Annotated in this window: 12 protein-coding genes; 11 read left to right on the forward strand and 1 reads right to left on the reverse strand. The window is 45.2% G+C overall.

All coding sequences use genetic code 11. The features are described from left to right. Positions 1-133 precede the first annotated feature (133 nt). Both DYH48_RS03270 and DYH48_RS03275 read left to right on the forward strand, forming a co-directional pair. A complete protein-coding gene (locus DYH48_RS03270; RefSeq protein ID WP_115334040.1) occupies positions 134-955 on the forward strand; it encodes a phage replication initiator YdaU family protein in 822 nt (273 codons plus the stop codon). Then, complete coding sequence (locus tag DYH48_RS03275) at positions 955-1,674, forward strand: replication protein P (protein ID WP_115336084.1); 720 nt, start codon at positions 955-957, stop codon at positions 1,672-1,674. The genes DYH48_RS03270 and DYH48_RS03275 overlap by 1 nt, the downstream gene beginning before the upstream one ends. A 138-nt stretch (positions 1,675-1,812) precedes the next feature. Here DYH48_RS03275 and DYH48_RS03280 read toward each other — a convergent pair whose 3' ends face one another. Further along, entirely contained in the window at positions 1,813-3,285 is a 1,473-nt protein-coding gene (locus DYH48_RS03280) for a hypothetical protein (protein WP_115334041.1), read from the reverse strand. Positions 3,286-3,511: 226 nt separating this feature from the next. Here DYH48_RS03280 and DYH48_RS03285 point away from each other — a divergent pair, with 226 nt between their 5' ends. The 9 genes from DYH48_RS03285 (at position 3,512) to DYH48_RS03330 (ending at position 13,973) form a co-directional block, all read left to right on the forward strand. Then, positions 3,512-3,841, forward strand: coding sequence for a hypothetical protein (locus DYH48_RS03285; protein WP_011625446.1), 330 nt, complete (start codon positions 3,512-3,514; stop codon positions 3,839-3,841). Between the two features lie 1,215 nt (positions 3,842-5,056). Further along, the gene (locus tag DYH48_RS03295; RefSeq protein ID WP_115334043.1) at positions 5,057-5,413 is read left to right on the forward strand and encodes a hypothetical protein; all 357 of its coding nucleotides are present in this window, start codon (positions 5,057-5,059) and stop codon (positions 5,411-5,413) included. Further along, on the forward strand, positions 5,400-7,373 hold the full coding sequence (locus tag DYH48_RS03300) for a type IV secretion system DNA-binding domain-containing protein (RefSeq protein ID WP_115334044.1): 1,974 nt from the start codon (positions 5,400-5,402) through the stop codon (positions 7,371-7,373). The genes DYH48_RS03295 and DYH48_RS03300 overlap by 14 nt, the downstream gene beginning before the upstream one ends. Next, on the forward strand, positions 7,370-10,477 hold the full coding sequence (gene mobF, locus DYH48_RS03305) for a MobF family relaxase (RefSeq protein WP_115334045.1): 3,108 nt from the start codon (positions 7,370-7,372) through the stop codon (positions 10,475-10,477). The genes DYH48_RS03300 and mobF overlap by 4 nt, the downstream gene beginning before the upstream one ends. A gap of 99 nt (positions 10,478-10,576) precedes the next feature. Beyond that, on the forward strand, positions 10,577-12,100 hold the full coding sequence (locus DYH48_RS03310) for a hypothetical protein (protein ID WP_256613022.1): 1,524 nt from the start codon (positions 10,577-10,579) through the stop codon (positions 12,098-12,100). Positions 12,101-12,245: 145 nt separating this feature from the next. Continuing rightward, positions 12,246-12,506: a hypothetical protein gene (locus DYH48_RS03315; RefSeq protein WP_115334046.1), complete on the forward strand. Its 261-nt coding sequence runs from the start codon at positions 12,246-12,248 to the stop codon at positions 12,504-12,506. Next, positions 12,503-12,730: a hypothetical protein gene (locus DYH48_RS03320; protein WP_115334047.1), complete on the forward strand. Its 228-nt coding sequence runs from the start codon at positions 12,503-12,505 to the stop codon at positions 12,728-12,730. Before DYH48_RS03315 ends, DYH48_RS03320 begins: the two co-directional genes overlap by 4 nt. A 12-nt stretch (positions 12,731-12,742) precedes the next feature. Beyond that, positions 12,743-13,555: a hypothetical protein gene (locus tag DYH48_RS03325; RefSeq protein WP_115334048.1), complete on the forward strand. Its 813-nt coding sequence runs from the start codon at positions 12,743-12,745 to the stop codon at positions 13,553-13,555. A 28-nt stretch (positions 13,556-13,583) separates the two neighbouring features. Further along, the gene (locus DYH48_RS03330; RefSeq protein WP_115334049.1) at positions 13,584-13,973 is read left to right on the forward strand and encodes a hypothetical protein; all 390 of its coding nucleotides are present in this window, start codon (positions 13,584-13,586) and stop codon (positions 13,971-13,973) included. The last annotated feature ends 382 nt before the right edge of the window (positions 13,974-14,355 follow it).

Below are 14,355 nucleotides of genomic sequence, written 5' to 3' on the forward strand. Positions count from 1 at the left end.
CTCATATGATTTATGTATCGTTGGCTCTGACTCACAAAACAAAACTACCTAAAACGGCTGTGATTCCTGCCATAGAATCGGAAATTAAACGCCGTTTGGTTATGAGTCCCGTCTGCGTCGCTGGAGGGGATAAATGAACAGTTCTTTAAACTCAGCGGATCTCGCCAGAGCGATCGATGGTCCACGGATCGCAATACCCCGTGCATCAATTCAAGCTCTTGGACTGGAAGCCGCTGCATTTTTACAACAAGCGTCGTTTCTAAGCAGCCTAAAGGCAGAAGCAGGCGGGTGGTTTGACCTACCTGCCGAGGGAGAGCCAGATCCTGAGGCTACCAACATTTTCTCAGAGCTCGGGAGCTGGCAAGCATGCCTCGGAATTCAGAGAGATGCCCTCCGTAAAATCCGGCGCAAGCTTTGCGAAATGAGTTTGCTGGAGGAAAAACGAGCGGGGGTTCCCGCACGCTTGCACTACCGTGTAAACCACGACGTTTACCTGCGTTTTCTCGCTGATCGCGGCCAGAAAATCCAGAATGCGGAAAATCGCAAACTGGACGGCGAATATCCGCAAACTAGTTTGCAAGGATCACGCATACAAGAATGCGGAGTTCCGGCAGACTATTCCAGAGAGATCCCAGAGAGCTTCAAAGATATTAATACGCGCTTTAATTTTGTTGAGGCTCTCGTATCAAGGGGAGTAGATCAGGTCCACGCCCGCGAGTGGCAAGCAATCCGTAAAAAGAAGCGAGTTACCCTCACAAAGGATGCTGTACTACTCGTAGAACGGGAGGCAGCGAAAGTTGGTGTTCCCCTAGGGGACGCGATCGAAACATGTGTTTTAAGGGGATGGGCTGGCCTGAAGGCGGATTGGCTGATACCCAACAGAGAACGAAGCTCACAAACTCGCTCGCTTGTTGAAGACCTAACAGATACAAGCTGGGCACAGGGGGGATGGTGATGACACTAAAATCCATTGCAGACGTTATCTCTCTTGAACAACAGAAACGTGTCGTTTACTCGGCAAAAAACGCAGGACCTACACAGTCTTATTTTTGTGAAGTTGAAAGCAAGCCAGATTGTGATCAACTTCAAGCTGCGGCAAGGATCATCAATATCTTATTTGCCGAGCTTCAGTCATGCTTCCCGGCCTGGAAGGTGACATTCCCGAGCAAATCTGACGTTAACGCGGCGAAGAGAACATGGACCAAGGGCCTGCTGGAAGCAGGCATCACAACAGAGCAACAACTTAAATATGGGCTCCGAAAGGCTCGACAAGTAGATTCACCGTTCTGGCCGTCGCTTGGACAATTTACTAAATGGTGCCAGCCAGATCCTGCGGATTACGGGCTACCAAACACTAGGCAAGCATACCTTGAAGCCTGTAGGAACGCCCATCGACTTACAGAAATGAAATATGATGAATGGAGCCACCCTGCGGTGTACATTGCTTTAAAAAATACTGGGACATTTGACATTCGAAACCGCCCAGCAGCTGAAACTTGGCCTATTTTCAAGCGGAATTATGAAATTGCCACCCGGCGCGCTCTTGTTGGTGAAGATCTTAATGCAGAGATCCCCAAGGCTCTGCCGCCACGGCCTACACCACGGCCAGTAGACCCTGAAGTAGCCAAACAGCATTTAGAACTGCTGAAAAAGATGTTGAAGGGCGGTAAGTAGCCGCCCTTAAATGAAATGATGTCTATGAATCACATAGACAAGCTGATTTTGGGCAAAGTGTAGTCGACGATTGTCTAAGTTAAAATGTCTATGAAGTCTGTGGCCATTCACTATATCGTGCTACATCTTTAATCTAACTTACCAAGTAATAATGTAGCTCCCGTTTATTTGAGCTTTTACAGAAGCTTGTCGCCCCTTTCTCTTGAGCCTTTCGATATCTTCTTGAACTCTACTTACATCATCTGGGTGGAGCAGTTCTAACCGCACTGGATCAAGACCCTTCAATTTTTCCCTTTGTTTTGTGTTTAAGCGAGCATTGAATTGAACCCTTCTGAACTGAAACTCACGAATGTGGCTATTGAAAACTTCCTTAACTAACTTATACCCTTTTTCGACGGACCCAGCTGAAAAGCCTTCTTCGCCATGCACTTTGCTCAGCTCTATCGAAACGGCACCAAATCGTAACAGTGTTGATAGGCCATCTTCATTCTTTCCCCATGAAAACGATAGAGAATCAGATGAGGAATTTACTCGAACATAATGCTCAAAGAGCACGATTAAACCACACAGGTAAGCTTTGGCTTGATGCGGGGAATTAAGTTCAGGCAGCGACACTTTGTGTAACCGTTTAAATTCTGTATGTTCCACATGTTTTAAGGAGGGCATGTTGTATGCTTTAATCAACTCTGTCTCGTTTTCAGCTAGTAGCATGCTTGCAACCGAATTGCTGTATTGCGCAGATGATATGACTGACCTCAAGCGAGCTAGGGCCCTGTCCAACTCATCATTCGATAATGGCTCTGATAAATCGAGACGAAAACGAATCTCAGTTGTTTTAATTACAGATTCTTTTGGTTCCTCACCACGCAACAGATCCAGTGAGCACATAGGCTGTATAGCTTCACTGTTACTGTATATTAATGATTCTTTTTTAGATAAAGCTGTGTCTGGAACCAGAAACTCCCGTTCTATGCACTTTGATTGATCGACAATTCTACCTGCGTAAGGACGAAATGAGTCGTATGGCGCGTGATAAAACGTCGTAGTGTTACCACCTACTTGCGAGTGGTAGTACAGGCCATAGTAATACTCGAGAGCTTCATGGTAGTCATATCTGTACCCAATAACGCTAGGAGGATATTTGTGGGGGATAGTAGTCTTGAAGCCTCTATTTTTGAAGAATATTTGCTTGGCAACACCAAAAGCAGCCACCTTGATTTCATGCTCGTGCTTTTCGTAGTCAAATGGCTCACCTGAATTATCGGTGCTTTCCAGATTAGGAGTGATGCTACCGAACTCCAGTTTATTAATGTTTTCTATCTGTAAAACGCTACTAACATATCCTTCAAAGTCAGATTTTGTTGCACCGTGCACAATCAGGTCAACCAACGCGTCCCTCAGAGCTTCCAACTCTGGGTTGAACCCTTGATCAAATAGGTCAGTAAGCTCTTTGGTAATGTTCCGTGCTAGATTGAAAATCTCGCTGTATTCATTCGGGTATTGTTTGATCACAGCAAGTTTATAAATCTCTTGGGCGATAAAATTTGTCACGTCAGAGAGTGCATTGCATTCCTCTCTTTCTCTTTTGAAGGGCTCAAGTTTTCGATTCATAATGTCTGTCTGCTTCGATATCAAACTTCCAGTATACATACAGTTAAACGTGAAATAACAGGTAAAAAATCTTCCGCAAATGACTACCTGTTATCTCAAACTCACTCTGCATATACTTGATCTCGAAACGGGTGCTAATCAACACGGCACCAATCTTTCAATCAACAATAGTTCATACGTTGTATTTTTCTAATTATGAACCTAAAGTATTGTACTAGGAGAAAAAATGTCAGGTATCGTAGAGCGTAATTTGCATCGCAGCATCGCGGCTTCCATTATTGAAGTTGAGAAAGAAACGGGTATTCCTGCATCCGAGTTAGCTGAGCTCATGAACGACGAGTATGGTTATGTTCCCAAAGAAGAAAAAGTGGAAGTAGAAAAACTGAAAAGGCAAATGGAACTTGATGTGGCTGCGGAAAAACACGCTCGAGAGAGCAAGTTGAAGGTCAACAAACAAGCTGTGGTTCGTACTATACTAGACAGAGAAATGGGCAAACTTGCGAATAAGTTTCGAGATGAAGAACTGGATACAGACCAAGCCCCCGTTAAACCATGAACAGGCGTAACCAACAAATGACAAAGTCACCTGATCGTGCCTTTGCCATTTACCTTTCGTAACTTGTCTCAAGTCGCCAGTGGCTAACACCATCAACCAGCTGAGAAAACTTATACAGGCATTGTCATTGAGTGTTTTCTTATGACCCAGCCCGCCTTCTTTTGATTAACCGACACCATACTAAATCTCCGTCGGTTATTTAAGTGACTTGTTAATTTTAAAGACAGCAACTATGGATAATATTTTCTAATCCTAAAACAGCGATAAAGGCAAATCACCGAGTAAATGAACTAACAAGATAAGTGGGCAAAAGCGTGTTTGCGATAAGATGTTTACCATCATTTCTCCCAGGTGAACTTGCAGAGGAAAAGTGACGAACTGAATGATGTACAGCCTTACATTGAATCTCGATATCTGTAACCTGAAGATTAAATCTATTTCTTCTTAGGCCTGTATACATTCCTCAAGCTCAGCCCATTGCTTTATTTGAACTCTAAAGACAAACCTGCATTCGTTGTTTTCCTCAAAAGTCACTGAAACACACCAATGGGTGGCTTTTTGATGATCTTTAAGAGATAGGGCTATCTAAAACGTCCTGAAGGCAACCGTAACACCACCAATAGGTAGCTTTTCGATGAATGCTTAGGAGCCGAGTGGTTGCCCACATCAAAAAGCTATCAACAGGTGGCTTTTGAATGACACCAGCCATTTTTCCAAGTGGCCGATTTGTCCAAATTGGGCAGTTTGACGTGCTGGGATTTACACATCTAAAGGCCAGAATCTCTCCTGAAATTCATCAATCAGGAGATAACGAATGAAACTTCATCCTCGGCAGTGCCAGCATTGTTCTGGCGCTTCAATTCTCGGAATTCTTGAGACTGCATCGGATTCAAAGTCGGTAGAGCAAGCTATCACATCGATCGCCAATAGCCTGATGTTTAGGGCAAGGAAATACCATGAGTATGAGACACGAAAATTGGCAATTTCTTTCCTGCGAATGGTTGAAACAATTCACCCCGCTCTATCGAGCGGGGGCCCCATCTCACAGCAAGAAAACTCCGAGCTTTACCCGGATTTTTCTCCACACCCCACTCACCGCGAGTGGTCTGTCTCATCCGGCGCAGTAGCGCCTTCTGAGGGGACTCCCTGCGCCTCTGCACATGCAGAGTCGCAAGGGAGTCGCAAACAAGAGAATCAAGGATAAGGGGGACTACAATGGGAGTTTCTAAGGCGTACCGCGTACAAATATATCCACCTAGACAAGTACATATATTGTTGAAGGAATTAGCTAAAGAATCAGGACAAACGGTTAGTAAAACGGCGGTGTCTTTGATTGAGCAGGCATTAAATAATGACTCAACACTGCACGAAATCAGAAACGTACAAGTGGATCAGAAGGAGATTTATCAGCAGCTAATTAACCTGCTATTGATAAATGTTGCAACCACAGATTTTCTACTCAAAAAGACCTGCTCAGAGGATGAAATGGCTGAGGCTAAACAAGTCATTTCAGCGCGCACAAATGCTCTGCGTACTCACTTTATTGGAGGGGACGATAATGGCAACAATTAGAAAAGGCCGTATAGGGGATTTTGTTCGCGGAGCGGATACCTGGCTTCACAGTCAGCAGATGTTGTTATTCAGTGGAATTTGGATCTTTTTGCCTGGTGTTTTGTTGGCGATTGTCGGTGGCTTGTTATACCTCTTAATTGACGCCGATAAATGTGTCTTGCAAAACGCTAGTACATATCTGTGGGCACAATTGAAGGGACTAGTACAACCATTTTCAAGCGTGACTGTAGGGACCTGTGTTGCCCTAGATGGGCGCGAATCTCTGCCATCCTCTGTGGTGATAAATGAACCGCTTTTCCAAGATGCGGCCATTAAGCTTCTCAAATCCTTTGGATGGGCTTTCAGTTCGCTCTTTGTATTGTACTTGCCTATTGGTGTTTATCTTGTCGTTAAGGCAGTTAAAAGAGGTAAGGAAATCAAAGAAGACAAATATATTCGAGGGGCGAAACTTGTTTCATCCGAAAAACTGAAAGGAGAAATCGTAGAAAAGCACGGTGCTTCTGATTTAACCCTTGGCGATTTTCCCTTACCTACAGGATTTTCAAAAAAGCACACCTTGATTAGTGGCACCACGGGTGCCGGTAAATCTACAGCACTAACTCATTTACTTAAAGCTATTCGTGCTCGTGGAGACCGAGCCGTGGTATATGACAAGAAGGGCGAATTCGTAGAGATGTTCTATCGGGACGGGGTAGATCACATACTCAATCCGGCTGACAGCCGCTCACACCAGTGGACTCCGTGGGAAGAAATGGCAGGGCCATTCGATGCGGACTGGATAGCTGAAACACTTTTACCTAGTTCTAATAATAACAGTGGTTCTGAGAAGTTCTTTGCATCTGCTGCCAGAGCGGTTGTTTCTGCCGCACTTCAGAATCTATATCTAGATGGGCCGAAGTCATTGCTTTCACTTCTTCGGGCGACGGCGTGGAATGACCTAGAATTACTCAAAGAACTGGTTGCAGGCACTCCAGCAGCGACATATTTCAATGAAGATAATGAGCGAACCCTCGAAAGTATTCGTTCAACAATCGTAGATGGTGTTCGTCCACTTCGCCTGTTGAAAGAAGAAAACACAAAGGGATTTTTCTCAATAAGAGATTGGATAGCAGAAGGCGACGAACAAGGTGCTGATGATTCATGGCTTTTCCTACCGGTAAGGGAATCTGAAATTGAGATTCAGAAGCCTCTAATCTCGACGTGGATTCAATCAGTTGCTAAGGGATTGATGGCGTGCGGTGTCAATAGTGATCGAACGCTTTGGATTGTTGTCGATGAGCTACCAAGTCTCAAAAAAATTCCCGCTCTTTCTATGTTGATGGCCGAAGGGAGGGGCTTCGGTGCGGCTGTTGTTTTGGGGATTCAGGAAATAAACCAATTAGAGGAAGAGTTCGGGAAAAACACTTCTAAAACCATACTTGGCTTGTGCTCCACACAGTTTCATTTTCGTTTGAATAATGCCGACACTGCTGAGTGGGTCTCCAAAGTACTTGGTGAAGCTGAGCGTGAGGAAGTTGATGAAGACTTAAACTACTCCGCCGATGACATTCGAGACGGAGTTCGGGTCAGTTCTAAACGTCAAAACCGAAAAATTGTGCTTACCAGTGAAATCATGGACCTGCCTGATTTGTCTTGTTTTGCCAAAATTTGGGGTGTGGAGAGTAAAGCCCGTATTGATATTCCCTTCTTGAGACTTCCAAAGATCGCTGACGGTTTTATTCAAGGTGATGAGAATGAGACAGTTGGTATGCGTCTGCTCAATGCCGCACGGGCCTTGAAAATGGAAGCTGATACTGACGTTGCTCCGAAAGAACTTTCCAATAAGCATGGTACTGAGGTGTCTAAAGGGCAATTACCAGCCCTAAGTGATATAGAACAGGAAGTACATTCAGTGTTGGGAACGGATGGAGTGGATGATTTGGTATTTGGTCTGCTTGGAAAAGGAGGCAAAAAATCATGATGTCACCCAAAGCAATAAAAAGTGCCTCTCAGGCAGGTCATTACTTTGAAAAAGACGATTATTACGTTGATGGTTTGTCCCCGTCTGAATGGTTTGGCGACGGAGCGGAAACACTGGGATTGTCAGGAGACGTAGATAGAGAAACCTTCAAATCTCTTCTGGAGGGACAGCTCCCAGACGGGCAAAAACTTGGAACTGTAAGAGATGGCGAGTGGAAGCATCAACCTGGAATTGACTTAACGTTTTTAGCACCCAAGAGCGTTTCTATTTTATCCGAGGTCGTGGGTGATCAGAGACTACTTAGCGCCCACGACAAAGCTGTACAAGCCGTTTTACGCTATATAGAGCAAGAGTATATTGTTACAAGGAACCGCAATCGAGCTGAAAATACTGTTGAGTATGAGAAAACAGCTTCAATGGTTGCGGCAACTTTTAAGCATACAACCAGCCGCGCTTTTGATCCACTTCTGCATACTCATGTGGTGGTTATGAATGCGACGCAGCGGGCGGATGGGCTATGGAGATCTATTGAGAACAAGCCCCTTTTCATCGACCAGAAGCACCTTGGCCTTATTTATCGTCAATATCTTGCGGAAGAAGTGCAGTCTTTGGGCTACGGTCTTGATCACGAAAAAGGTGGAACTTGGGAAATTGCGTCTATTAGTAAAGAGGTCATTCGCGAGTTCTCAAAGCGTTCAGAGGCAATAGAGAAAGCTCTGGAGGCTCGTGGGAAAACACGAGATTCAGCGACAGCCGCAGAGAAAGAAACAGCGACTCTTGACACTCGGGATCGCAAGGTTCACATGGAGCGTGGAGAGCTTCTTGAAAAGTGGCATGCCGAAATCGGTGAAGACAAACTTAACGATCTGAAGAAGGTTATTCGACAATCACAAGCCAATATCCCGACGCTTGAAATGAAAACGGAAGCTCTTCTGGAGCGTGTTAAAGTGGCAAATGAAGCCGTCATGTGGGCGACAGAACACCTTGGAGAGCGTGATACATCTTGGACGCACCATGATCTAGTCAAAGAGGCGAGTCGTTATGCCGGATCGCGAGTACTACTTTCTGATGTTAACAATGCGATTGATGCTGCAATTGGCAGTGGTCAGCTCATAGATAAGTCGGTTAGAACCTTTGATAAGGTTAGCAAGCGAGAGATTGATGTGCGGGGATATACGTCGAAAGCGGCCATCGACATCGAGGATGAGGTACTCAAGGAAGAATACCTTGGCCGCGACCGTGTTCAGGCATTATGCAGCCGGGAACAGGCTGCTGCGGCCATTTCCAATGCTGAGGAGAAGGCCAACGAATTCGGATATGAGTGGAACGCTGACCAACGGAAAGCTACTGAGGGCATTCTGCTCTCCGAGAATCGGATCGTTGGAGTGCAAGGGTTCGCCGGTACGGCTAAAACTACCTCCGTCCTCCGAACTGTAGCTGAGACAGCGAGGGATATGGGGTATGAGGTTAGGGGGCTTACCCCTACGAATTCTGCTGGTCAGAGTTTGATTGATGGTGCTGGAATTCAGTCTGGAACAATTCAGTCTTTTCTGGCACAAAACCGCAACGAGTGGGTTCAAGAACGGAAAACTCATACCCAGATCGATAAAATTGATAAGCGGTTAGAGCAAATCGAAAAAGCCCTCTCCAATCCGTATGTTGATGAAAAGACGGGGATTCTTATTCCCGAGAATTCACCGCTCTATCAGAAACGACTCGACGAACTCCAATATGAAAGATCAGAGTTACAGGGAGAACGTGACGGTCTTGGAAAAATGTTGGAAAAAACTCCTCAACTTTGGATTGTGGATGAGTCCAGCATGGTAGGCTCCAAGCTAATGCGAGACCTCTTGCAACGTGCGGGGCAATCGGGGGCTAGTGTCGTATTGACCGGTGATATTCGTCAGCTAGCCTCAGTCGAAGCTGGTGCTGCTTTCAGGCAGCTTCAAAATCACGGGATGGAAACCTATCATCTAGAAGAAATCGTTCGACAGACGAACCGAGGTACTCGGGATGCGGTGTATCTCTCCCTTATGAAGAATGCCTCTCACGCTCTCAGTCGATTAGAGGAGAGCGGTAGCACGATAAAGGAAATGGTTTCTCGTAAAAAAAACGGAAAAATCGACCATGAGAAAAGCGGTGAAGCCCGCAGACAAGAGCTTGTGACGGACTACATGGCTCTTGCGCCGCAGGAACGAGCCAAAAGTATTATCCTCGAACCAAGCCGTGAGGGCCGTCGTCGCACGAATGAATTAGTTCGTGAAGCATTAAAGAAAGAAGGCACTCTGGGCGAAGAGCTCCGAACTAACCAGCTATCACCAGTCGATGCAACCGAAGCTGAACGGCGTGTGGTGACATCGTATCAAAATGAGCAAATCGTCCGGTTTGCGCGTAGCTTCAAGCGTGAGGGCATCAAGAAGGGCCTGTATTATCAGGTTGTTGGGCGAGATAATAACGATATCTTGCTTAAGAAGTTCGGGGCCAATGAGCAGGCTGACCTGATTCGCTTCTCCCCTGAACGCTATGCGGCCAAGAACATCCAGATGTTCAACCTAACTGAAAGTGGTTTGGCCGTTGGTGAGACGATCGTCTGGCGTGATAATGATAAGCCGACTGGACGATTGAACAATGACACCGCCACGGTTGAGAAGATAGAAGGCACGAACGTAACTTTCAGACTTTCAAATGGTAAAACCGGTGAGTTTGACATGTTCAAACTGGCTAATTCCCATTGGGATCACGGTTACGCCATGACTGTTCACTCTGCCCAAGGTAAAACAGCCCAGAACGTATTTGTGCACGCGGAAACCAACCGGGAAGCTTTATTGAACACAGAACAGTTTTACGTGCAGATATCAAGAGCAAAGGACCGCGTGTATCTATACACCGATTCAAAGGAAGGGTTTGTCCGAGCTGTGGAGCAGCGTTCAGGTCAAAAACAGACGGCTAAGGAAAGCCGTTACCAGTCTCTGGAACCGCTTGACCACTTGATTGATAAGCTATGGCAGCATCCAGAATCAGGACGCTCGTTAGAGCAATTAGCGGATAGGGTTCAAGAACGCGAGAAATCAAGAGGTGACAGACAGCACAGTCTAACAAGATGATTGCTGTCTATTGTCCAAATTGGGCAGTTTGGCGTACTGGCTAGACTGCCCTTTTATTTGAAAATGAAATGGATTCGAAACCAAAAGGGAGATCTAAAAGTGAAAGTTCTTTTTACGTCAATCGCTGTAATGACTGTATTGGCAGGTTGTTCCGCGACTATGCCAAATATCACCGGCAACACTCAGTCAAATATGCCGACTCAAAAAGTAGAAAAAACAGAGCCGAACATCCAGGCGGCACTAGCCGACATGAAACTTGTTGGATTCAAACAGGAAGATTTCGGTAGCGAGGAGGCATTCAACTCGGCAGCTAAGATGGTGGCAAATTTAGGTGCCGAGTGGCAAACCTTCAACTTGTGGACAGCGGAGCTGCTAGGTCAAGAGAATCAAACGCAAGCCTTGGATCGCATTCGCACTGCCAACGATAAGCGACGCCAAGAACAACGGCGATGGAGTTTCTCAAACTTAGATAGCAGTTCAGATAAAGCTAATATGGCTATGAAGTATGGATTCCATGATTGCTTCAATGATTCTGGCGAATTGCGCTCCGTTGACGACTTCATCAGCTATTATGCGCTTACCAACGCTGCCTCTTTCCAAAGCACGGTTGAGATTTATGAGCGTTGTCTAATCAACGGAGGTAGTGAGTGTACGGAGAACGGTCAGGAACTGAGCTTGGATAAATTCTTGGTGAACTATAATGAAGCCGCCTCGCAGGAGAAAAAGGAGCAAGCCTTTAATGAATATTACGAATACTGTGCAGTGCGGACTCCAGTTTCATCTGTTCAATACACTATCTCGTCTCATGATAATGATGTGATGGGCAGCCTTATTGCGGCAGCTGCGTCGCGAGTTGGTTGGGATAGTGCGCTTAAAATGTCTCGTGATTTGTTAAACATGCAATCCAGATCAGGAGCAATGAATATGATTGCTGCCAACTTCTATAATTATCAACGAACTGGATACTTTGATGCGTTTGATATCAGACCGTTCGCAATTGGGCGCTCCAGTGTCATATCCGTAATGCACGTGGGTGGTATGTGTGCAGCGTTTGGTGCAGGTAATAGCAGCCAGGATAGTGACATCGAAATTGATGAGCTCGCTATCGCGCTGGGAGCTAAACCTCGTCAAGCGGATGGTGGTTATCACTGCTTGAAATGGACAGATGGTAACTGGAAACGTGTTGCTGATTACATTGCTGGCGAAAGCGAGGGTCTTCGTGGGTTTATGTCGGTGTACTCTCCTACATTCAACAGCTATCAGGTGCCCTATTGGAGCTATCCCGGTCCGTACCAGCACGACTCAATTATTCAGACTCAGCTCCAGAAAAAAGGAAGTGGTATTGCAAGTTACACAGAGAAAGTCACGGAGCGGGAAACCTGCTCCACATATGCGGCAGGCCATTCAGGACTCGCAACTTGGTCTTATCCTGCCTGTGATTACCTAGAAAAGGCAAGCGAGTCAATGAAGGCCAAAGAAAAAATGATGCAAGCCACAGGTCGGTTTGATGCCTATATATGCAGCAGGTCTGAGGCTGTGAATGGCTATGGCAAACCGGATCTGTCACGTTGTCCCACAGTCTTTTCTCGTGAACAAGTAGAAGCTGGCGAACACAAACGCTAGATCATTGAATTCAATTTCCACACTCTTCGTTTAGGGGCTCAGGCCCCTTTCTTTTTGTCCAAATTGGGCACTTTGGCGTGCCATCTAATGCTTGCTCACCTGAGAAAATATTAGCTCAAAGAGAGTATAGATAAATGAGGACACTATGGCGGCAGATATTCAAGTTAACGGATTAGTACTTCCAATAAATGACGCTCATATTCATCAAAGACGAGGTGTAACCGCTGCAAGAACAGAAGCAGGTGAACCTCTTCACTTCACAGTATTAAAGTGCATCGATGGTCGGTACACGAAAACTTATTGTGGACTAGCAAGAGTAGATAATACCGATGACTTTTTGAAGATCATGGAGTGGGGAGATCATTTCGAACCTATTGCTTCTTGGTATCAAGGGGGCACTCAATGATTAATAGTATTTTCAGAAAAATCTTCAGAAGAGAGCTCAAGCCTGATCTGTACTCTCAACTATCCAACCTTGTGGCTGAAATGCGGACTTATCAGGCTGAGATCGAGCGCTTTCATGCAGGTATAGAGGCGTCAGCTAGCCACTTTGAACACATCATCGAGCCCAATAATTTCATTAGCGCAGAGTGGGTTAATGGAAACCTGCATGTAAAACATCGTCATTAAGAGGTAATTGGAATGGAATTGAACGAAAAAGCGAAAGTTGCGGCGCTCTATCAAGAACTTAGCAAAGCTGATGGCTCTGACCCCAACAAGTTGGTTGGGCAGCTTGAATCAGCGGCTAAGTCAATTGTGCAAAGCATGAATAGTCATCCTATTAAAGATAAGCAGATGAAAACCAGCGTTTTTGATCATGTTCATATGAATGAGCAGTATCGGCAGCTATCTGAGCAGCAGATGAAAATTGTTGATTCTGTCCAGTTGCTAATAAAGCAAGTCGAAAGCATGGGGCACGAGAAACCAACTCAAGATAACTGGCTCTCTAAAACACTTTCTAACTATCAGCGGGGATATTTAGAGAACGATATTTTTACCGAGGCCGCAGGTGCTTTAGTTTGGATGGCGGCAAAGGCTATTCAGAAAATCTTTTTTGAGTCAGACAAGACAAAGCAGCAACAATCTGCCCAGGAACTAAAAAAAGATATTGGGAAAATGACAAAAGCTCTAGGTGTTGAGTTGTCACGCCTTCAACTAGCCGCCAAAACAGAGCAGCGACATGGGCTTATGTCTGAAGCCATCACTAATGCCAAGCAATTAGAACAAGGTGGTCAACAGAAAGAAGCCGACAGGCTGATTGTTAGCACCTATAACAAGCTATCCCAGTCCGCTAGAAAAGACTATAGCCAATATCAACCTCAACCAGAACATCATAAAGCCATAGCTCAAGCTCAAGCGAGAGAGAAAGTGCGTCACTCCGCAATAGAAAACCAAAATCAACTAAGCAACGAGCCCAAAATAGATCGAGACAAAAACAAGTCTATTTCTCGTTAATTATTTTTAAGCAATTGAGGAAACTGAAATGAAAAAAACAATCTTCATTCTGACTGCTGCATCCCTGTTTTCTTTGGCCGGGTGTGCAACTAAACCAGAAATCTGTACCACCTCACTAACTATTTTTAAGATCCCAGCAAGTGATGAGACCATTGATGTTACCTACAAGATCGAACATGGCAAAGATTGCCTTATTACCATGGCACTAGGCCCTCAAGGTAATGAGCAGAAATATATGGCTGCTCTTGATGGGGAATCTCGACGTTGCCTGGAGGATGTAACAGGGGAGAGCCAAGCAGGATTGCGTCTGGACTTCTCTGATGTTCGTCAAAATAATCCGGTGGTAATTAATTATAAGCAGACTGGACCGAGCCCTTTAGAGGAACTAGTAGCGCTTAAGCCGGATGAGGCAAAATAAGAGTTACCTCAAATTTTAACATTTATAAACAAAGGCAGGTTATCTGCCTTTTTTGCCATCTATAGTGGCTTAAAACTCACCTGACTTTGGTGTCTGTTCGAATAAGGATGATTCTAATGGCCATAAATACGGGGATTGCCGTGCCAAAAACACACATTCACCAATGAAAAGATATTCTCATCGAAAACAACTGAATATACATAGTCCCTTAGTAATTTCAAATTTATCACATTGGAGAAAAACCAAGATCCTAATTCCTGAGCAAATGCCAATTTGACGAATGGATTTAGAGCTTGAAATCTCATGAGAGATTGGCACTAATTCCGGGGAAAGGTCAGAGTAATTAATACGGACTGCGACATTACGCTGGTAGCAGCCCAAA

Origin of the sequence: Shewanella baltica (assembly GCF_900456975.1) — a bacterium.
Classification (GTDB): Bacteria; Pseudomonadota; Gammaproteobacteria; order Enterobacterales; family Shewanellaceae; genus Shewanella; species Shewanella baltica.